The sequence below is a fragment of the Microbacterium sp. NPDC060117 genome, from assembly GCF_042729315.1.
In the GTDB taxonomy this organism is placed as follows: Bacteria; Actinomycetota; Actinomycetes; order Actinomycetales; family Microbacteriaceae; genus Microbacterium.
Window position 1 is genome coordinate 441389 of record NZ_JBHWXR010000001.1, and the last position, 18579, is coordinate 459967.

Below are 18579 nucleotides of genomic sequence, written 5' to 3' on the forward strand. Positions count from 1 at the left end.
GCCCACGAACGAAGGACATCACCATGACTCGCTACCAGGACGACATCGACGCCATCCAGGCCCTGAAGGCGGCGGCCGGCTCCGGATGGAGCGCCATCGACCCCGAGTCCGCTGCCCGCATGCGCGCGCAGAACCGCTTCCGCACCGGACTCGAGATCGCGCAGTACACGGCCGACATCATGCGCCGCGACATGGCGGAGTACGACGCCGACTCGTCGCTGTACACCCAGTCGCTCGGCGTCTGGCACGGCTTCATCGGACAGCAGAAGCTCATCTCCATCAAGAAGCACCTGAAGTCCACGAACAAGCGCTACCTCTACCTCTCCGGCTGGATGGTCGCGGCGCTGCGCTCCAAGTTCGGCCCCCTCCCCGACCAGTCGATGCACGAGAAGACGGCGGTTCCGGCGCTGATCGAGGAGCTGTACACCTTCCTGCGTCAGGCGGACGCCCGCGAGCTCGACCTGCTCTTCACGCAGCTCGACGCGGCGCGCGCGGCCGGCGACGAGACCGCGGCGGAGTTCATCCAGTCGCAGATCGACGGCTACGAGACCCACGTCGTCCCGATCATCGCCGACATCGACGCCGGCTTCGGCAACCCCGAGGCGACGTACCTCCTCGCCAAGAAGATGATCGAGGCCGGCGCGTGCGCCATCCAGATCGAGAACCAGGTCTCGGACGAGAAGCAGTGCGGCCACCAGGACGGCAAGGTCACCGTGCCGCACGAGGATTTCATCGCCAAGCTCAACGCGGTCCGCTACGCCTTCCTCGAACTGGGCATCGACAACGGGATCATCGTCGCCCGCACCGACTCCCTGGGCGCGGGACTCACCCAGAAGCTCGCGGTCTCGCAGGAGCCGGGCGACCTCGGCGACCAGTACAACGCGTTCCTCGACGTCGAGGAGATTTCCGAGGCCGAGCTCGGCAACGGCGACGTCGTTATCAAGCGCGACGGCCGGCTGCTGCGCCCCCGCCGGCTCGCGAGCAACCTCTACCAGTTTCGTCCCGGCACCGGGGAGGAGCGGGTCGTGCTGGACTGCATCACGTCCCTGCGCAACGGCGCGGATCTGCTCTGGATCGAGACGGAGAAGCCGCACGTCGAGCAGATCGCCGGCATGGTCGACGCGATCCGAGCGGAGATCCCGAACGCGAAGCTCGTCTACAACAACAGCCCGTCGTTCAACTGGACGCTGAACTTCCGTCAGCAGGTGTACGACCTCCTGGCCGAGCAGGGCGAGGACGTCTCCGGCTACGACCGCGGCGCGCTCATGAGCGTCGAATACGACGACACCGAGCTGGCGCGTCTCGCCGACGAGAAGATCCGCACGTTCCAGCGCGACGGATCCGCCCGAGCCGGCATCTTCCACCACCTCATCACGCTGCCGACCTACCACACGGCCGCGCTGTCGACCGATGACCTCGCGAAGGGCTACTTCGGCGACGAGGGGATGCTCGCCTACGTCAAGGGCGTGCAGCGCCGCGAGATCCGCGGTGGCATCGCCACCGTCAAGCACCAGAACATGGCGGGCTCCGACCTCGGCGACAACCACAAGGAGTACTTCGCCGGCGACGCCGCCCTCAAGGCCGGTGGTCAGCACAACACGATGAACCAGTTCAGCTGACACTCCCCGCGAGGGGTCGTTGAGCGCGCAGCGACGAAACGGCAGCGAGACGAAACGCAGTGACCTGACAGCCTCGTCGGTCACCGCGTTTCGTCTCGGTCGTCGCTGACGCTCCGTCCTCGCTCAACGGCCCCGGAGAAACATGGAAGGATCCACCGCATGACCTCCACCGCCGACCTCTACGACGAGCACGGCGACGCCCTGCAGTCCCTCGCCCTGCAGCTGCGCGACTTCGGCGGACGCACCGCGTTCGAAGGCCCGATCCGCACGGTGCGCTGCTTCCAGGACAACCAGCTCGTGAAGGACCTCCTCGCCACCCCGGGCGACGGCGCCGTGCTCGTGATCGACGGATCCGGCTCCCTCGGCACCGCGCTCATGGGCGACATGATCGCCGCGAGCGCGGTCGCGAACGGCTGGGCGGGCGTGCTGATCCACGGCGCGATCCGCGACAGCGCTGCGATCGGCCGCCTCCCCCTGGGCGTCAAGGCGCTCGGCACCAACCCGCGCAAGAGCGGCAAGGCGGGCACAGGGCAGGTCGACGTGATGCTGCGGTTCGGCGACGTGGAGTTCTGCCCCGGCGCCCGGCTCTACGCCGACGAGGACGGCGTGCTCGTCGAGCGCTGACCCGTCCCGCGCGGGTCGGCGCCGCCGGCGCGGAAGTCGGGGCGGATGCCTCATGCGCCGCCGTCCCCGCCGCGCGAAGGTGGATCCATGTCCACCACCAGCACACCGCAGGCCGCCTCCGCCGAAGCGACCGAGCACCCTCGCCTCCCCGACGGCGCCGACGAGCGGTTCACCGGATTCGGCGTGCTCGGCCTGGCGTTCCGCGACGGTGACCGTCTCGCGCTGCGGGTGATGACCCGGACGAGCATCGGTCCCGGCTACCGCGCGATCTGGCACCGCACTCCGGAGGGCGCCTGGCACATGTTCGTCACCACGGATCCGGTGTACAGCTGCCCGCGCTACTTCAGCACCGCCGCGACGTTCGAGCGCGTGCCGGAGATCGATCTGAGCTGGACCGATCCGGCCCGACTGCGCGTGCGGATCCCCGGCGTGCTGGACTGGGACCTCCGGCTGCGGGCGACGCCGGCGACCCGGACGATGTCGGCGCTCGGCTCCTCCCTTCCTGCGGCCGCACGCCGCAGCGATCCGCTGCTCCGTGCGATGGGGCCGTTGGCACGGCCGATCCTGCGCACCGGACGGATGCGCATGGCCGGCGCCGCCCCCAACCGGCAGCGCTTCCAGGTCGTCCCCACGCAGCTCTGGCGAGTCGCGGCGAGCACGGCGTCGATCCACGGCAGGGATCTCGGCCCGATCGGGGCGCTGGATCGGCAAAGCAGGCTCGGCGACTTCTGGATGCCGCAGCACGGGCTGTTCTACATCGGGGACGCGCGGTTCAGCGCCTTCGATCCGGCGGAGCACGCCGCTGTCGTCGTACCCGCGGACGGCCGGCCCGAGGATGCGCGGCCCCGCTGATGTCTCTGGCCCTGCAGGAGCGCGTCGCCGACAATGGATCCGTGGGCGCGACAGCCGGTGCTCCGACCCGGGGCGAGATGATCGCGGCGGTCTCCGTCGCGATCGACCTGGGCCTGGGTCAGCCGGCGGAGCACATGATGCGCGCGGCGCTCCTCGCCGATCGCCTGGCCGCCCGACTGGGCCTGGACGATGCGCAGCGCGGTACCGCCTATCAGGCGACGCTGCTGATGTGGATCGGCTGCACGGCCGACTCGCAGGAGTATGCGCGCTGGTTCGGCGACGACATCGAGGTGCGCAGCGCCTCCTATCTCGTGGACTGGTCGGGGCTGCCGTTCCTGCGCTTCCTCGTCGAACACGTCGCGCAGGGGCGCCCCCTCCGTCAGCGTGCCGCAACCCTCGCCGCACTGATGATCGACGCGCGCGGCAGCCTCGGCACCCTGCTGCACTCGCACTGCCTCTCCGCCGCGCTGCTCGCCGAGCGACTGGGACTCCCCCGTGCGGTGCAGGACGCGGTGTCCGCCGCCTTCGAGCGATACGACGGCCGGGGACTCCCGCGTGCGCTGGCCGGCGAAACGATCCCGCTCGCGATGCGGATCGCCCAGCTCGCCGACACGGTCGAGGTGCATGACCGCCTCGGCGGTGCGGAGGCGGCGGTCCGCATGGCCCGCGAGCGCCGCGGCGGACAGTTCGATCCCGCGATCGTCGATGCGTTCGTCACCGACGCCGAAGGGCTGCTCGACATCCCGCACGGATCCGCCGCCTGGGCAGCCGCCCTGGACCGTGCGCCCGATCGGGACGACGTGCTTCTCGGCGATGAGCTCGATACGGCCGTCGCCGCGATCGGCGACTTCGCCGACCTGAAGTGCCCGTTCCTGCTGGGGCACTCGCGCGGGGTGGCCGAGATCGTGGCCGCGGCGGCTCGCGAGGTCGGCGTGCCCGTCGACGAGGTCACCGCCCTTCGGCGCGCCGCGCATCTGCACGACGTCGGCCGGCTGGGCGTGTCGAACCTGATCTGGTCCAAGCCGGACGCGCTCGACGACGGCGACTGGGAGCGGGTGCGCATGCATCCCTACCTCGGCGGCCGCGTGCTCGCGCGTATCCCCGGCCTCACCGCAGAGGCGGCCCTGGTGCGCGCGCATCACGAGCACCTGGATGGCAGCGGCTATCCGGCAGGCGCGCCCGGCACGAGCCTGACCCGGTCCGACCGCCTGCTCGCCGCGGCCGTCGCGTTCCGGGCGGCCACCGAGCCGCGTCCGTACCGCGCCGCGCTCGAGCCGGACGAGGCGATCGCGCGCCTGCACCGGCGCGTGGCCGCCGGGCACCTCGACGGGGAGGCGGTCGCCGCGGTCGCGTCCGCGGCGACCGGCGCCCGCCGCACGCGCACGCCGCGCACCGCCCTCCCCGCCGGACTCACCCCGCGCGAAGCCGAGATCCTCACGCTCGTCGCCCAGGGCCGGAGCAACCGCGAGATCGCCGCGGCTCTGACGCTCAGCGAGAAGACAGTGCGCAACCACGTCGAGCACACTTACGCGAAGATCGGCGTCACGAACCGGGTCGGGGCGAGCCTGTTCGCGATCGACCACGGCTTCGTCGGCCGCTCGGCGTGAGCGATCGCGGATCGGAGATGTCATGACGCGAGTGCTCAGCACGGCCTACGCGGTCGTCGCCTATCTGGCCTTCCTGGTCGTGATCGTCTGGGCGGTCGCGTTCCTCGCCGACGTCGGCCCCGCCACCACCGTCGATCGCGGGCCCGCCACGGCCTGGCTGGTCGCGGCTGCCGTCGACCTGCTGCTGGTGGCCGTGTTCGCGCTGCACCACTCGGTGTTCGCCCGCGCGTCGACCAAGCGGCGGTTCGCCCGGGCGCTCCCTGCGCGGGTCGAGCGTGCGACGTACGTGCTCGCGGCCAGCGCGCTGCTGGCGCTCGTGCTGTGGCAGTGGCGCCCGATCCCCGCGGTGATCTGGCACGTGGACGCCGAGCCCTGGCGCACGGCACTGTGGGCGGTCTGCGCACTCGGCTGGCTCATCGCGATCGGAGCCACGTTCATGATCGACCACCTGGGCTTCGTCGGGCTCCGTCAGGCCGTGTCCGGGCGTCCGCCCGCATCCGCCTTCCAGGCCCGCGGGCTCTACGCGCTCGTGCGGCATCCCCTCATGCTCGGCCTGCTCCTGGCGTTCTGGGTCACGCCGATCATGACCTGGGGGCATGCGCTGTTCGCGGCGGCGTTCAGCGGCTACATCGCGATCGGGATCCGGTTCGAGGAGCGCGCCCTGCGTGCGGAGCTGGGCGAGCCCTACGCGCGCTATGCCCGGCGCACGCCCGCGCTCGTGCCGGGGCTGCGTCCGGCCGCATGGCGGGGCAGCGCCTCAGGGATCACGCCGGAATGACCGCAGCGCCGGTGTGGTGCTCGAAGATGATCTGGGTCTGGGTCTGCCCCAGCGCGGGAACGGATCCGAGGTGCGTGCGCAGGAAGTCGCGGAGCCCCGGAACGCTCTCGCAGGCGACGTGGATGACGAGGTCGTGCACGCCGCCGATCAGATAGACCCGCTGTACGCCGGGGATCGTGCGCAGTCGTGCCGTGATGGCGGGCACCTGGTCGCGGGCGTCCTCCTTGACGGCCACCATGATGAGCGCCTCGACGCCCGCCCCGACCGCGACCGGGTCGAGTTCGGCGTGGTAGCCGCGGATCACGCCGGCCTCCTCGAGCGCGCGCACGCGGCCGTGGCAGGTCGAGCGCGGAAGGCCGACGCGTGCGGCGAGCTCCTTGTTCGACAGTCGCCCATCGCGGGTCAGCTCGTCCAGAATGCGACGATCCGTCGGCGAGAGTCGGATTCCGTCCGTCATACGTCCTCCTCGTCAGGCACTGTTCCGATGATCCATCGCAAAAGTACGGGCATCTCGGATATCTGACGGAATCCTAGGCGATTCACCGGATCCTCGTCATCATGGATGCTGACCCCGCATCCCGGCCGCGCGCCGGGTCCACGACCGTGAAGGATTCCCGATGACGGACGCCGTAGCCCCGTTCACCCGCGAGCAGTGCGAGGAAGCCGACCGGAACGACCCGCTGGCCGCCCTCCGCGAGCGCTTCGCCCTCCCCGAGGGCATCGTCTACCTCGACGGCAACTCGCTCGGCGCGCTTCCCCGCGACGCCGTCGCGCGCGCCGCCGACGTCGTCAGCCGCGAGTGGGGCGCCGACCTCATCGGCAGCTGGAACAAGAACCACTGGTTCGCCCTGCCCCTCCGGATCGGGGCGAAGATCGGCCGGCTCATCGGCGGCGGGGCCGGCGAGTGCGTCGCAACCGACACCACCTCGATCAACGTCTTCAAGGCGGTCTCGGCCGCGATCCGGCTCCAGCAGCAGGACGCCCCGGAGCGCCGGGTCATCGTGTCGGAGCGGGAGAACTTCCCGACCGACCTCTACATCGTCGAAGGCCTGATGGCCCTGCTCGACCGCGGATACTCGCTACGGCTGATCGACGCCCCCGAGGACCTCGAGGCGGCGCTCGACGACGACGTCGCCGTGGTGCTGCTCACCCAGGTCAACTACCGCACCGGCTACCTCTGGGACATGGCGGAGGCGACGGGGCGGATCCACGCCGCGGGCGCCCTGGCGGTCTGGGACCTCTGCCACTCGGTGGGCGCGGTGCCCGTGGCCGTCGCCGATGCCGGCGCGGACTTCGCAGTCGGCTGCACCTACAAGTACCTCAACGGCGGGCCCGGTTCGCCCGCGTTCTTCTGGGTCGCCGAACGGCACCTCGACCGGGTCGAGACGCCGCTCACCGGCTGGTGGGGGCACGACCGCCCGTTCGCGATGACCGACTCCTACGCCCCGGCGCAGGGCGGCCGGCGCTTCCTCGTTGGCACCCAGCCGATCCTGTCGATGGCGACCATGGAGGTCGGTCTCGACATGCACCTCGAAGTCGACCAGGAGGCGCTGCGCCGCAAGTCGCTCGCACTGACGTCACTGTTCATCCGGCTCGTCGAGACGCGGCTCGCGCACCATCCACTCACGTTGATCACGCCCCGCGACGACGCGCAGCGTGGCAGCCACGTGTCGTTCCGGCACCCCGAGGGCTACGCGGTGATGAAGGCGCTCATCGCGAACGGCGTGATCGGCGACTACCGCGAGCCCGAGGTGCTGCGGTTCGGAATCACCCCGATGTACCTCGGCCACGCCGACGTCTGGGACGCCGTGGAGATCCTCCGTCGCGTGCTCGACGAGGAGCTGTGGCGCGCCCCCGAGTTCCAGGAGCGCGACGCCGTCACATGACCCGCGGCACGGCCCTGCGTCGACCGTGCGACCACTGCCCCGGATCGACCGGGGACGCGCCTCCCTCGGTGCGCCCCCACCTACGCTGGGGGAATGACCGCTCCGATCGGCGCCCGCGCCCTCCTCGAGGATCTCGTGGACGAGTTCCTCCGCGACTACCCGCGCGGAGCGCGGCTGCTCGCGGTCGCCAGCCCCTCCGCGGAGCGCTCGGCCGCCTTCGCGGAAGGCCTCGCCGGCGTGCTGCACGCCCGGGGTCTCGAGGCGGCGGTCGTCGCGCAGGACGACCGGGACGTGCTCGCCCTGCGGTCCGACATCGTGGCGCCGTTCCGGGCCGCCGGGGCGGATGCGGTCGAGATCGTGTCCGGCACGAACGGTCTGCTCGCCGAGCGCGCCCGCGGGCTGTGGCACTTCTCGGTCTGGCTCATCGACGGCGACGAGGTCCCGCACACGGCGGCGACCGCGCTGGTCGATGTGACGGATCCGGCAGCGCCGACGCGGCGCCTGGCCGACTACTGCGCCGTCCCGCCGTCGTTCCTGACCTGAGCGGACCGAGTCCGCTCCCTCGGACGCTGACGAGCGCCGGAATCGGGATCCGGACCTGTTCGCCCTGACGGAGAACGACCCCGACCCTTTGTACGTCATGGCCATTTCTCCCCGCAGGCGCGCGAGTACGCTGGTGGCGTGACCGAACGCGCGCCTCTCTCCCGCAAACTCTCCGCCATCGCCGAGTCCGCCACGCTGAAGGTGGATGCCAAGGCCAAGGCCCTCAAGGCCGAGGGCAAGCCCGTCGTCTCGTACGCCGCGGGCGAGCCGGACTTCGCCACGCCGCAGTTCATCGTGGATGCGGCGGCAGAAGCACTCGCCAACCCCGCGAACTACCGCTACACCCCTGCCGCCGGCCTGCCCGAGCTGCGCGAGGCGATCGCCGCGAAGACGCTGCGCGACTCGGGCCTCGAAGTCTCGCCGAGCCAGGTCATCGTCACGAACGGCGGCAAGCAGTCCGTCTACCAGGCGTTCCAGGCCGTCGTGAACCCGGGCGATGAGGTGCTGCTGCCGGCGCCGTACTGGACGACCTACCCCGAGGCGATCCGCCTCGCCGACGGCGTGCCGGTCGAGGTCTTCGCCGGCGCGGACCAGGAGTACAAGGTCACCGTCGACCAGCTCGAGGCCGCGCGCACCGACCGCACGACCGTGCTGGTGTTCGTGTCGCCGTCCAACCCGACCGGATCCGTATACTCCCCCGAGGAGACCGCGGCGATCGCCGCCTGGGCGCTCGAGCACGGGATCTGGATCATCTCCGACGAGATCTACCAGAACCTCACCTACGAGGGCGTCAAGGCGACCTCCGTCGTCGAGGCGCTGCCCGAGGTCGCCGGTCAGACCATCCTGGTCAACGGCGTCGCGAAGACGTACGCCATGACCGGCTGGCGCGTGGGCTGGATGGTGGGTCCTGCCGACGCCATCAAGATCGCCGGAAACCTGCAGTCGCACCTCACCAGCAACGTGAACAACGTCGCGCAGCGTGCCGCGATCGCCGCCCTCAACGGCCCGCAGACCGAGGCCGAGCAGTTCCGCGAGGCGTTCGACCGCCGCCGCAAGCTGATCGTCTCGGAGCTGTCCAGGATCGACGGCCTCGTCGTGCCGAACCCGACCGGCGCCTTCTACGTGTACCCCGACGTGCAGGGCCTGCTCGGCCGCACCTGGGGCGGAGTGACTCCGACGACCTCGCTCGAGCTGGCCGACCTCATCCTCGACCAGGCCGAGGTCGCCGTTGTCCCCGGCGAGGCGTTCGGCCCCTCCGGCTACATCCGGATGTCGTACGCGCTCGGCGACGACCAGCTGCTCGAGGGCGTGCAGCGCCTGCAGCGGCTGTTCGCGTCCTGACCCGCGACGGACGTCCGCGGCGCCCGCGGTCAGCCCGATTCGCCTCCTCGCACCGTCCTCGCCCCCTCTGAGCAGCCGCCTCAGCGGGGGCGAAGACGTTCAGAAGGGGCGAAGACGCACGCGGGGCGCTCAGTCCTCGTAGCCGATGAGCCAGCGCACGCCGAAGCGATCCACGAGCGTGCCGTCGTGCGCACCCCATGGCCGCTCCTGCAACGGATCGATCACTCGACCGCCGTCGCCGAGCCGCGCGAACCAGCGCGTGAGCGTCTCGGGATCCGCCGTGCCGAGCAGGGAGAAGTACATCCCGTTCATGTGCACCGCGTCCTCGTCCGGCGCGGCGTCGGCGGCGGCGAGCTCGACCGGGCCACGGACCAGCATGCCGTGCGCGATGGCATCCCCCGGGCCGTCCGCACGCCCGAACTCGGCGTAGGTGTGCATCACCGCTTCACCGCCGAAGATCGCCTGGTAGAAGGGCAGCGCGTCGACGGCGGTGCCGGGGAACAGGATGTAGGGCACGAGTCCGGTCATCCTGCGAGCGTACGCCCCGGCGTCGACCTCAGCCGAGGAGCAGGACAGCACCGAGGAGCACAGGGACGCATCCGATCGTCGTGAGGAACACCGTGTCACGGGACGTCGCCTCGCCGACGCCGTAGCGCTGGGAGTAGTTGAACACGTTCTGCGCGGTCGGCAACGCCGCGAGCACGACCACGATCAGCACCGCGTGCGCCGACAGGCCGAACACGAACTGCGCCAGCAGCCAGGCGAGCGCCGGCATGACCAGCAGCTTCAGGGTGCTCGCCAGCAGCACGTCCCTGCGGTGTCCGGCGGCACCGAGCACGCGCTGCCCGTGCAGCGAGATGCCGTAACTGATCAGCAGCACCGGAACGCAGGCGTTCGCGAGCAGGGTGATGGGCTCGATGACGATCGGGGGCAGCTCGATCCCGAGCACGGAGACCAGCGTGCCGAGCGCGGATCCCAGGATGATGGGGTTCGTCGCGGTGCGCACCACCGTGCGCCACACCGACGTGCGACCGGCGGTGACGGTGTCGAGGATGGTCAGCGAGATCGGCGTGAACACCAGGAGCTGCATGAGGATCACCGGCGCCGGGTAGGCGGCGCTGCCGAGCAGGTAGAGGGACAGCGGGATCCCGATGTTGTTCGAGTTCACCTGCCCCGACGAGAGCGCACCGATCACGGTCTCGCCCACCGTGCGCTTCCAGACGACCCGTGCGATGAGCGCGTAGACCCCGATCACCACGGCGGCGGCGATCGCGGACACCGGCAGCAGGGCGGAGAAGAGCACGTGTGCATCGGCCTTGGCCAGCACGGAGAACAGCAGGAACGGCGACAGCACGAAGAACGTGAGCCGGCTCAGCACCTCGCGCGCATGCGCGCCGAGCAGGTCGATGCGACCGATCACGTACCCGACGAAGATCGCGAGGCCGACGACGGCGAAGCCGGTGAGGGTCGCGAGCACCCGTCGCGCCTAGAGTTCGACGTCGATGAGCACCGGCTCGGGCTGCAGCAGCAGACCGAACTCCGAATGCACGCGGTTCTGGATGAACCGGGCGAGCTCGGCGATCTCCCCCGCCGTCGCCCCGCCGCGGTTCGTGAGTGCGAGTGCGTGCTTGGTGGAGACCCCGGCGCGCGAACGCGGCAGCTTGAACCCCTTGCGGATGCCGGCGTGCTCGATGAGCCAGGCCGCGCTCACCTTCACGTCGCTCGGAGGCGCCTCGGGCTTGGGTGCCAGGCCGTAGTACGAGTCCAGCGGGATCACCGTGACCGTGTCGAGGTCGGGCGTCACCGGCCAGCGCGGGCACTCGGGCGGCAGCGTGCGTGCCGCAGCCTCGGAGACGATCGCGTTCTGGAAGAAGGATCCGGCGCCGTGCGTGTCCGGATCCGCCGGGTCGAAGAGCATGCCCTTGGCCGCGCGCGTGGAGAGGATCCGCTGCCGCAGCCAGGCCAGGGGCACCGGCTCGTCGGTCGTGAGCTGCAGTGCGCGGCGCAGCTGCTCACCGCGCACAACGCGCCCGGCGTCGCCCGTGACGGCGAGGTCGAGCGTGACGGAGAGGATCACGGCGCGGCGCTCGGCGACGGATCCGTAGTGGTGCTTCAGCACCGACGTGCGGAAGCCGAGGCCGAGTTCGGACGCCGGGGTGACGACGACCTCGCCGGAGTGCTCGTCGAGCAGCTCCACCTCGACCAGCGTCTCCTGGATCTCCTGGCCGTACGCGCCGATGTTCTGCACGGGGGCCGCGCCCACGGTGCCGGGGATCCCCGACATCGCCTCGATGCCCGCGTAGCCGCGCTCGACGGCGTAGGCGACCAGCGCGTCCCAGTCGTGCCCGGCCTGCGCCCGCAGGCGGATCCGGCCGGGGTGCGGGGACGGGAGCTCCTCGATGCCGCTCGTGCGGATCCGGATCACGGTGCCATCGAAGGGCGCGTCTCCCGCGAAGAGGTTCGACCCGCCGCCGAGCACGAACCATGCGTCACCGCTCGCCCAGACGTCGCGCAGGACCGCGACGAGCTCGTCCTCGGTGGCGGCATCGATCATCCGCGCCGGTGCCGCGCCGGTCTGCAGGGTGGTCAGCTCGGCGAGGCGCATCGGGTCGATCAGCGTCATCTTCAGAAGCCCGCCATGTCAGAGCGAGTCCGCCGCGACGCGCAGCTGTGCCTTGACGAGCACCGTGGTGTCGGCGAACTTGACCACGAGGTCGATCCGCACCGCGGTCTCGTCGATCGCGCCGACCTTGGCCGTGATCGCGACGTCGGCGCCGTGCTGCGGGTCGACCACGACCGGGCGGGCGAAGCGCACGCCGTAGTCCAGGACCCGCGCCGTGCCAGGGAGCGCGGCGACCGCGACGGACGAGGCGACGCCCATGGTGAGCATGCCGTGGGCGAGCACGCCGGGCAGGCCGACCTCGGCGGCGACGTCGTCGCGATAGTGGATCGGGTTGAAGTCTCCGGATGCGCCGGCGTAGCGCACGAGCGACTCGCGCGTGAGGTGCACGGTGCGCTCGGCGATGATGTCTCCGACGTTCACGCGGCGGCCTCCTCGTTCTCCGCAGGGGCGTCGCTCACGAGCAGCACCGACGTGGCGGTGACGACGTGCTCGCCCGCGGCGTCGCGGATCTCGGCGTCGCTGGTGATCATCGCGGCGGGACCCATCGCACGGATCCCGGTGACCGTCAGCTGCGCCGTGAGCTCGTCGCCGGCCACGATGGGGCGCGTGTAGGCGAAGCGCTGCTCGGCGTGGATCGTGCGGGACAGCACGATCCCGGAGTCCTCCAGCCCCAGCAGCTGCTGCAGCGTGAGGTCCTGGATGACCATCGCGAAAGTGGGCGGAGCGACGACGTCGGCGAACCCGAGCGCCTGAGCCGCCTCGACGTCGGTGTGCTGCGGGGCGTCGGCGAACACGGCACGCGCGAACTCGCGCACCTTCTCACGACCGACGAGGTACGGGGCCGTCGGCGGGAACTCCCGGCCGACCAGTTCAGGATTCACGGGCACCTCTCGATCCTACCGAGCGGGGCCGATCACTCGCCGAGCGGGGCTCTCAGGCGCTGCGGGGCGTGCGGCCGCGGATCGCCTTCATCGCCATCTGCACCGCGATGAAGGCCAGGTACACCGCGAAGAGGACGTTGCCCACGAACGGATCGATGAGCGTGGCGAGCCAGGCGCCGAGCGCCGTGGTCGTGCACGCCGAGAGGCCGACGAGGGCCGCGGCGAGCAGGTCCACATTGTGATTGCGCAGGTTGCCGATCGTGCCCGAGATGGCCGTCGGGATCATCATGAGCAGCGAGGTGCCCTTGGCGACGAGGTCACTGGTGCCGAACGCCAGCATGAGCGCCGGCACGACGACGATTCCTCCGCCGACCCCGATCAGCCCGGCGAGGATGCCGGTGAACAGGCCAAGGACGAGCAGCAGCGGGCCGGTCACCCAGGTCAGCTCGAGCACCGCGCCCCGCGACGGGATGACCAGGAACAGGCTGACGATCACGACGACCAGGAAGCCGACGAAGCACCAGCGCAGCGCGGTCTGCGAGATCCGCGGCAGCAGGCGGGTGCCGATCTGCGCGCCGACGACGGATCCGACGGCGAGGATCAGCGCCGGTATCCATGCCACCGAATCATGGACGGCGTACGAGACGACGCCCACGAGGGCGGTGGGCACGATCGCGGCGAGCGACGTGCCCGCGCCCAGCCGCTGGTCGAAGGCGAGCAGCAGCACGAGCAGCGGGACGATCACCGTGCCGCCGCCGACCCCGAAGAGGCCGGAGAGGAGGCCCGCGGCGAGCCCGATCCCGATGAAGGACGCGTAGGCACGAGGCCCTCGCATCCGCTCGACGGCGCCCTCGACCACACCCGCTCCTGTCCGCCGTTCCCGGCGGAGCAGCACGTCCAGCGTAGTCCGGCCGGCCGCGGCCCCCTCGAATCAGCCGTCACGATCTGCACAGGGTGCGACGATCAGCTCACGGATCCACGTCAACACATGTGCTGATCGTGACAGGGTGTGCGGATCGTCGCACGCCTGTGGCGACCGCAGAGGCTCAGTGCCCTTCGAAGAGCGGGGGCCGCTTCTCCTGGAACGCGGCGAAGCCCTCGCGGTAGTCGTCCGTGTCGCAGAGCGCCGCCTGAGCCGCGTTCTCCTGGCGCATGGACTGCCAGAGCCCCAGACGCTCGTCACGGAGAGCGGCGACAAGACGCTTGCTCGCCACGAACGCGGCCGTCGCGCCCTGCGCGGCACGGGCGGCCGCGGCGCGCGTCGCCTCGAGCACGTCGTCGGCGGGCAGCGCCTGCGAGAACAGCCCCGCGACGACCGCCTCGGATCCGCTCATCAGACGACCGGTGTAGATCAGGTCGAGGGTGCGGTGCGCGCCGAGCCGCTCCACGAACAGCGCGTGACCGCCGGAGTCGAGGGTCGCACCGAGGGCGGCGAACGGGGATCCGATCTTCGCCGTGTCGGCCACGTAGACGACATCCGTCGCGATGAGCAGGCCCAGGCCCACCCCGAGGCACGCGCCCTGCGCGGCCGCGAAGGTGGGTGCGGGGAACGTGGACATGCGCTGCAGCACGGGCGTGACGATGCCGTCGAGGTAGCCCATCACCTCGTCGTCGCGCGGATCGACGCCGGAGATGTCGCGCCCCGCGCAGAACGCCCTGCCCTCGCCGGCCAGCACGAGGGCGCGCACCCCGGCGCGCTCCGCCTCCGCGTACGCGTCGCCGAGATCGCGCACCGCCTGCTCGTCGAGCGCGTTGAGCTTGGCGGGATTGTTCAGCGTGATGTGCGCGACGGCGCCGTCGATCGCGAGGTCGATCATGGTTCCTCCTTGGTCCCTGAGCTTGTCGAAGTGGCTGGGCCGGACGGCGACGCTCAGACGTCGTAGTCGACGACGACGCGGTCCGTCGTGGGGTGGGACTGGCAGGTGAGCACGTAGCCGCGGTCGAGCTCGTCCTGCTCGAGCGCGTAGTTCTCCGTCATCGTGACGGATCCGTCGACGAGGCGTGCCCGGCACGTACCGCACACGCCGCCCGCGCACGCGAACGGCACGTCGGGACGCACGCGCAGCGCGGCGTTCAGGATCGACTCGTTCGCCGACTCCGGGGTGTCCACGGAGCCGGACTGGCCGTCGAGGGTGAACTCGATCGTGCGCACGGGCTCGTCCTCGCGGACCTCGATCGGGCGGCCGGCCTCGGGACGCTCCTGCCCCGGCTCCCCCGTCGTGAACAGCTCGTAGCGCACGTGCGCGGACTCGACACCGATGTCGGCGAGGGTGTCGCGGCAGAGCTGCACGAGATCGAACGGTCCGCACAGGAACCACTCGTCGACCGTCGCCGGCAGCACCAGCGCGTCGAGGATGCCGCGCAGGCGCTCCTCATCGATGCGCCCCGACAGCAGGGGCGCCGAGCGCTGCTCACGGGTGAGCACGTGGTGCACCGCGAAGCGGGCCGGGTAGCGGTCCTTGAGGTCGGCGAGGTCGTCCAGGAACATCACGTCGGTCGCCCGCCGGTTCGTGTAGACGAGGGTGAAGCGGCTGCTCTCGGACCGGGCCAGCACGGTCGCGGCGAGCGCCATGAGCGGCGTGATGCCCGATCCCGCGGCGATGCCGACGACGTGCGCCTCGTCGAGCGCGGCGAGCGCGGAGGTGAAGGTGCCCTGCGGGCTCATCACGTCGATCCGGTCGCCCACGTGCAGTTCGCTCTGGGCCCACGTGGAGAAGCGGCCCCCGCGATCGCGCTTGATCGCGACGCTGACGGATCCGGGTGCCGGCGGACGGCAGAGGGAGTAGGAGCGCCGCACCTCGTGACCGTCGAGCTCGGCGCGCAGCGCGACGTGCTGCCCGGCGAGATAGTCGAACTCCCCCGCGAGCTCGTCCGGCACCCCGAACGTGACCTCGATCGCCTCATCGGTGAGCGGGCGCACCTCCTGCACGGCCAGCGTGTGGAAGCGGGTGCGCCTGCGGGGCGATGCCGACGCTCCTCCGACCACGCTGTTGAGAAGCGCTCCGGCGACCCGCTCGGTGGCCGCCTCTTCGACGGCGGGCGATGGGGTGCCCAGATGCCACAGCCTCTGGCTGCCGACGGGATGCGTCATCAGATCACCTTGAAGTGGTCGAAGGGCTCGAGGCACGCGCGGCACTCGTAGAGCGCCTTGCACGACGTCGACCCGAAGCGGGAGATCTCACGGGTGTCCAGGGACCCGCAGCGCGGGCAGCGCACGCCGAGGGCGATGCGCACCGGCCCCTGGGCCTGCCGGAGCGCGGCATGGCCGTTGGGAGGCGCGATGCCGTACTCGGTCAGCTTCCGCTTGCCCTCGTCGCTCATCCAGTCCGTCGTCCAGGCGGGCGCGAGCACGAGGCGCACCTCGACGCGGTCGAAACCCGCGCGGACGAGGGCGAGTTCGACGTCGTCGCGGATCGCGTCCATCGCGGGGCAGCCGCTGTACGTGGGGGTGATGTCCACGCGGATCCGGTCGCCGTTGACGGCGACGTCGCGCAGCACCCCGAGGTCCTCGATCGTCAGCACCGGCACCTCCGGATCCTTCACCGCGGCGGCGGCCTCCCAGGCACGGAGCCGCGTGTCGTCCCGGTCGCCCGCGACCGGTCCCTGAGCCCGTCGAAGGGCGCTCAACGTCCCCGAGGGGACCGCTCCGGTCACCATGTCGCCCCCGGGTGCCGACGGGCGAGCACCTGCATCTCGGACAGCAGGTGCCCGAGCGGGGTGGCGTGGGAGCCGTGGCGGCCGCCGGCGGCCGAGTCGAACCCCGCGGGGATCTCCAGCTCGGCTTCGGCGAAGACGGCGTCGATCACGGCTTCGAACCCGGACCGCAGCGATGAGGGGCGCACTGCGGCGTCGCCGAGGCGGTCGATCAGTTCATCGTCGCGGAAGAGCTCGGCGGCGTAGGGCCAGACGTCCGCGACGGCGCGGATGATCCTGGCCCGCGATTCCTCGGTGCCGCCGGCCAGGCGCAGCACCCACTGCACGGCGTGGTCACGGTGGTAGTCGACCTCCTTGACGGCCTTCTCGGCGATCGCGGCGAACGTCGGGTCGGTGCTGCCCCGCAGCGCCGAGTACAGCTCGAGCATGTACGTGCTGATGAGGAGCTGCCGCGCGATCGTCTGCGCGAAGTCGCCGTTCGGCTGCTCGACGAGCCAGCAGCTGCGGAACTCCGCCTCGTCGCGGAAGTACGCGAGGTCGTCCTCGCTGCGCCCGTCCCAGGATCCGGCGTAGCGCAGGAAGGATCTGGCGTGGCCGAGCAGGTCGAGCGCGATGTTGCCGAGCGCGACGTCCTCCTCCAGCTCGGGAGCGTAGGTGATCCACGCGCCGAGCTGCTGCGAGAGGATCAGCGCGTCGTCGCCGAGCCACAGCGCATACTCCGCGATGTCTGCGGACGCGGCGCGCTCACCGGATCCGGCGAGCTCCTCGGCGAGCGCGAGCGCGTCCACCGAGACGTCGCCGTGCGGGTCGATCGCACCGTCCAGGTCGTGCGCGCTCACAGGTGCGGCACCCCCTCGGAGGCCGTGTAGTACACGGCGTGACGGTAGTTCTTGCCGGCGGGGCTCTCGAAGAACGCGCCCTTGTCGTCGGGGTCGCTCGTCGTGATCGCGTCGGCCGGGACGACCCACACCGACGTGCCCTCGTTACGACGGGTGTACAGGTCGCGGGCGTTGCGCAGAGCCATGTCGGCATCGGGCGCGTGCAGCGACCCGACATGCACATGGCTGAGCCCGCGGTTCGCGCGCACGAAGACCTCGAACATGGGCCAGGTCTCCTCAGGGGATGCGCCGGGGGTCGTCATGCGGCCACCTCCTGCCGCAGGGCCTGCTTGCGGGCGTACTCCGCGGCGGCCTCCCGCACCCACGCGCCCTCTTCGTGCGCGTCCCGGCGGCGCTGCAGCCGCTCGGCGTTGCACGGGCCGTTGCCGCGCACCACCTCGAAGAACTCATCCCAGTCGATCTCGCCCATCGCGTACCGGCCCGTCTCCTCGTCGTAGCGGAGCTCGGGATCCGGCAGCGTCACGCCGAGGATCTCGGCCTGCGGCACCAGCATGCCGACGAAACGCTGGCGCAGGTCGTCGTTCGAGAAGCGCTTGATCTTCCACTGCATGGACTGCGCCGAGTTCGGCGACTGGTCGTCGGGCGGGCCGAACATCGCGAGGGCCGGCCAGTACCAGCGGTTCACGGCGTCCTGCGCCATGGCGCGCTGCTCCTCGGAGCCCTGCATGAGGGTGAGCAGGATCTCGAAGCCCTGACGCTGGTGGAAGGACTCCTCCTTGCAGATCCGCACCATCGCGCGCCCGTAGGGACCGTACGACGCGCGGCACAGCGGCACCTGGTTGCAGATCGCGGCGCCGTCGACGAGCCAGCCGATGGCGCCCATGTCCGCCCAGGTCGGGGTCGGGTAGTTGAAGATCGAGGAGTACTTCGCCTTGCCGTCGATGAGCTGCTGCATCATCTGGTCACGCGTGATGCCGAGCGTCTGCGCGGCGGAGTAGAGGTAGAGCCCGTGCCCTGCCTCGTCCTGCACCTTGGCCATCAGGATCGCCTTGCGCTTGAGGCTCGGAGCGCGGGTGATCCAGTTTCCCTCCGGCTGCATCCCGATGATCTCGGAGTGCCCGTGCTGGGAGATCTGCCGGATGAGCGTCTTGCGATACGCATCCGGCATCCAGTCGCGCGGCTCGATGCGCTGCTCGTTCTCGACGAGCTCGTCGAAGAGGGCCTGCGCGTCGAGGTCCAGAGCCTCGGCCACCGGTGGAACAGTCATCGTCGACTCCCTGTGCTGGTTCAACAGCGTGTGAATTACCTACCGTTCGTACAGTAATTATGGCA

The 18579-nt window shown here is 70.8% G+C and carries 21 protein-coding genes; 8 read left to right on the forward strand and 13 right to left on the reverse strand.

What is annotated here, in order from left to right:
* The first annotated feature begins 23 nt into the window (after positions 1–23).
* The 5 genes from ACFWCK_RS01925 (at position 24) to ACFWCK_RS01945 (ending at position 5480) form a co-directional block, all read left to right on the forward strand.
* On the forward strand, positions 24–1619 hold the full coding sequence (locus ACFWCK_RS01925) for an isocitrate lyase (RefSeq protein WP_378804276.1): 1596 nt from the start codon (positions 24–26) through the stop codon (positions 1617–1619).
* A gap of 159 nt (positions 1620–1778) precedes the next feature.
* The gene (gene rraA / locus ACFWCK_RS01930; protein WP_233310368.1) at positions 1779–2243 is read left to right on the forward strand and encodes a ribonuclease E activity regulator RraA; all 465 of its coding nucleotides are present in this window, start codon (positions 1779–1781) and stop codon (positions 2241–2243) included.
* 87 nt (positions 2244–2330) lie between these two features.
* The gene (locus ACFWCK_RS01935; RefSeq protein ID WP_378804277.1) at positions 2331–3095 is read left to right on the forward strand and encodes a hypothetical protein; all 765 of its coding nucleotides are present in this window, start codon (positions 2331–2333) and stop codon (positions 3093–3095) included.
* A complete protein-coding gene (locus ACFWCK_RS01940; RefSeq protein ID WP_378804278.1) occupies positions 3095–4702 on the forward strand; it encodes an HD domain-containing phosphohydrolase in 1608 nt (535 codons plus the stop codon). The genes ACFWCK_RS01935 and ACFWCK_RS01940 overlap by 1 nt, the downstream gene beginning before the upstream one ends.
* A gap of 22 nt (positions 4703–4724) precedes the next feature.
* The gene (locus ACFWCK_RS01945; protein WP_378804279.1) at positions 4725–5480 is read left to right on the forward strand and encodes a methyltransferase family protein; all 756 of its coding nucleotides are present in this window, start codon (positions 4725–4727) and stop codon (positions 5478–5480) included.
* Here ACFWCK_RS01945 and ACFWCK_RS01950 read toward each other — a convergent pair.
* Entirely contained in the window at positions 5467–5937 is a 471-nt protein-coding gene (locus tag ACFWCK_RS01950; protein ID WP_233310364.1) for an Lrp/AsnC family transcriptional regulator, read from the reverse strand. The genes ACFWCK_RS01945 and ACFWCK_RS01950 overlap by 14 nt on opposite strands.
* Before the next feature lie 160 nt (positions 5938–6097).
* Between ACFWCK_RS01950 and kynU the strand changes: the two genes are divergently transcribed.
* From kynU to ACFWCK_RS01965, 3 genes are all read left to right on the forward strand, one after another.
* On the forward strand, positions 6098–7366 hold the full coding sequence (gene kynU / locus ACFWCK_RS01955; protein WP_378804280.1) for a kynureninase: 1269 nt from the start codon (positions 6098–6100) through the stop codon (positions 7364–7366).
* Between the two features lie 93 nt (positions 7367–7459).
* Positions 7460–7909 carry a hypothetical protein gene (locus tag ACFWCK_RS01960; RefSeq protein ID WP_233310362.1) on the forward strand — a complete coding sequence of 150 codons (450 nt, stop codon included), beginning with the start codon at positions 7460–7462 and terminating at the stop codon, positions 7907–7909.
* 138 nt (positions 7910–8047) lie between these two features.
* A complete protein-coding gene (locus tag ACFWCK_RS01965) occupies positions 8048–9250 on the forward strand; it encodes a pyridoxal phosphate-dependent aminotransferase (RefSeq protein ID WP_233310361.1) in 1203 nt (400 codons plus the stop codon).
* A gap of 129 nt (positions 9251–9379) precedes the next feature.
* On the opposite strand, the gene ACFWCK_RS01970 is transcribed toward ACFWCK_RS01965, so the two are convergent.
* The 12 genes from ACFWCK_RS01970 to paaA all read right to left on the reverse strand — a co-directional run bounded on the left by ACFWCK_RS01970 (position 9380) and on the right by paaA (position 18514).
* Complete coding sequence (locus tag ACFWCK_RS01970) at positions 9380–9778, reverse strand: VOC family protein (protein ID WP_378804281.1); 399 nt, start codon at positions 9776–9778, stop codon at positions 9380–9382.
* Positions 9779–9806: 28 nt separating this feature from the next.
* Complete coding sequence (locus tag ACFWCK_RS01975; RefSeq protein ID WP_378804282.1) at positions 9807–10727, reverse strand: AEC family transporter; 921 nt, start codon at positions 10725–10727, stop codon at positions 9807–9809.
* 9 nt (positions 10728–10736) lie between these two features.
* Complete coding sequence (locus ACFWCK_RS01980; protein ID WP_378804283.1) at positions 10737–11873, reverse strand: UDP-N-acetylmuramate dehydrogenase; 1137 nt, start codon at positions 11871–11873, stop codon at positions 10737–10739.
* Between the two features lie 18 nt (positions 11874–11891).
* The gene (locus ACFWCK_RS01985) at positions 11892–12293 is read right to left on the reverse strand and encodes a MaoC/PaaZ C-terminal domain-containing protein (RefSeq protein ID WP_378804284.1); all 402 of its coding nucleotides are present in this window, start codon (positions 12291–12293) and stop codon (positions 11892–11894) included.
* Positions 12290–12760: a MaoC family dehydratase N-terminal domain-containing protein gene (locus tag ACFWCK_RS01990; protein ID WP_378804285.1), complete on the reverse strand. Its 471-nt coding sequence runs from the start codon at positions 12758–12760 to the stop codon at positions 12290–12292. Before ACFWCK_RS01990 ends, ACFWCK_RS01985 begins: the two co-directional genes overlap by 4 nt.
* A 46-nt stretch (positions 12761–12806) precedes the next feature.
* Positions 12807–13589 (reverse strand): sulfite exporter TauE/SafE family protein, encoded by a 783-nt coding sequence (locus tag ACFWCK_RS01995; RefSeq protein ID WP_233310443.1) that lies wholly within the window; start codon positions 13587–13589, stop codon positions 12807–12809.
* A gap of 211 nt (positions 13590–13800) precedes the next feature.
* Positions 13801–14571, reverse strand: a complete 771-nt coding sequence (locus ACFWCK_RS02000) for an enoyl-CoA hydratase/isomerase family protein (protein WP_378804286.1) — start codon at positions 14569–14571, stop codon at positions 13801–13803.
* 53 nt (positions 14572–14624) lie between these two features.
* A complete protein-coding gene (gene paaE, locus ACFWCK_RS02005; protein WP_378804287.1) occupies positions 14625–15845 on the reverse strand; it encodes a 1,2-phenylacetyl-CoA epoxidase subunit PaaE in 1221 nt (406 codons plus the stop codon).
* Positions 15845–16411 (reverse strand): 1,2-phenylacetyl-CoA epoxidase subunit PaaD, encoded by a 567-nt coding sequence (paaD, locus tag ACFWCK_RS02010; protein WP_378804288.1) that lies wholly within the window; start codon positions 16409–16411, stop codon positions 15845–15847. The genes paaE and paaD overlap by 1 nt, the downstream gene beginning before the upstream one ends.
* On the reverse strand, positions 16405–17247 hold the full coding sequence (paaC, locus tag ACFWCK_RS02015) for a 1,2-phenylacetyl-CoA epoxidase subunit PaaC (protein WP_378804289.1): 843 nt from the start codon (positions 17245–17247) through the stop codon (positions 16405–16407). The genes paaD and paaC overlap by 7 nt, the downstream gene beginning before the upstream one ends.
* A complete protein-coding gene (paaB, locus tag ACFWCK_RS02020) occupies positions 17244–17549 on the reverse strand; it encodes a 1,2-phenylacetyl-CoA epoxidase subunit PaaB (protein WP_233310351.1) in 306 nt (101 codons plus the stop codon). Before paaB ends, paaC begins: the two co-directional genes overlap by 4 nt.
* Entirely contained in the window at positions 17546–18514 is a 969-nt protein-coding gene (gene paaA / locus ACFWCK_RS02025; protein WP_378804290.1) for a 1,2-phenylacetyl-CoA epoxidase subunit PaaA, read from the reverse strand. Before paaA ends, paaB begins: the two co-directional genes overlap by 4 nt.
* Positions 18515–18579: the final 65 nt, after the last annotated feature.

Excerpts from the sequence above, each read along its gene's own strand:
- ACFWCK_RS01925 (WP_378804276.1), top strand. The coding sequence starts at position 24 with ATGACTCGCTACCAGGACGACATCGACGCCATCCAGGCCCTGAAGGCG.
- rraA (WP_233310368.1), top strand. The coding sequence starts at position 1,779 with ATGACCTCCACCGCCGACCTCTACGACGAGCACGGCGACGCCCTGCAG.
- ACFWCK_RS01935 (WP_378804277.1), top strand. The coding sequence starts at position 2,331 with ATGTCCACCACCAGCACACCGCAGGCCGCCTCCGCCGAAGCGACCGAG.
- ACFWCK_RS01940 (WP_378804278.1), top strand. The coding sequence starts at position 3,095 with ATGTCTCTGGCCCTGCAGGAGCGCGTCGCCGACAATGGATCCGTGGGC.
- ACFWCK_RS01945 (WP_378804279.1), top strand. The coding sequence starts at position 4,725 with ATGACGCGAGTGCTCAGCACGGCCTACGCGGTCGTCGCCTATCTGGCC.
- ACFWCK_RS01950 (WP_233310364.1), bottom strand. The coding sequence starts at position 5,937 with ATGACGGACGGAATCCGACTCTCGCCGACGGATCGTCGCATTCTGGAC.
- kynU (WP_378804280.1), top strand. The coding sequence starts at position 6,098 with ATGACGGACGCCGTAGCCCCGTTCACCCGCGAGCAGTGCGAGGAAGCC.
- ACFWCK_RS01960 (WP_233310362.1), top strand. The coding sequence starts at position 7,460 with ATGACCGCTCCGATCGGCGCCCGCGCCCTCCTCGAGGATCTCGTGGAC.
- ACFWCK_RS01970 (WP_378804281.1), bottom strand. The coding sequence starts at position 9,778 with ATGACCGGACTCGTGCCCTACATCCTGTTCCCCGGCACCGCCGTCGAC.
- ACFWCK_RS01980 (WP_378804283.1), bottom strand. The coding sequence starts at position 11,873 with ATGACGCTGATCGACCCGATGCGCCTCGCCGAGCTGACCACCCTGCAG.
- ACFWCK_RS01995 (WP_233310443.1), bottom strand. The coding sequence starts at position 13,589 with ATGCGAGGGCCTCGTGCCTACGCGTCCTTCATCGGGATCGGGCTCGCC.
- ACFWCK_RS02000 (WP_378804286.1), bottom strand. The coding sequence starts at position 14,571 with ATGATCGACCTCGCGATCGACGGCGCCGTCGCGCACATCACGCTGAAC.
- paaE (WP_378804287.1), bottom strand. The coding sequence starts at position 15,845 with ATGACGCATCCCGTCGGCAGCCAGAGGCTGTGGCATCTGGGCACCCCA.
- paaD (WP_378804288.1), bottom strand. The coding sequence starts at position 16,411 with ATGGTGACCGGAGCGGTCCCCTCGGGGACGTTGAGCGCCCTTCGACGG.
- paaB (WP_233310351.1), bottom strand. The coding sequence starts at position 17,549 with ATGACGACCCCCGGCGCATCCCCTGAGGAGACCTGGCCCATGTTCGAG.
- paaA (WP_378804290.1), bottom strand. The coding sequence starts at position 18,514 with ATGACTGTTCCACCGGTGGCCGAGGCTCTGGACCTCGACGCGCAGGCC.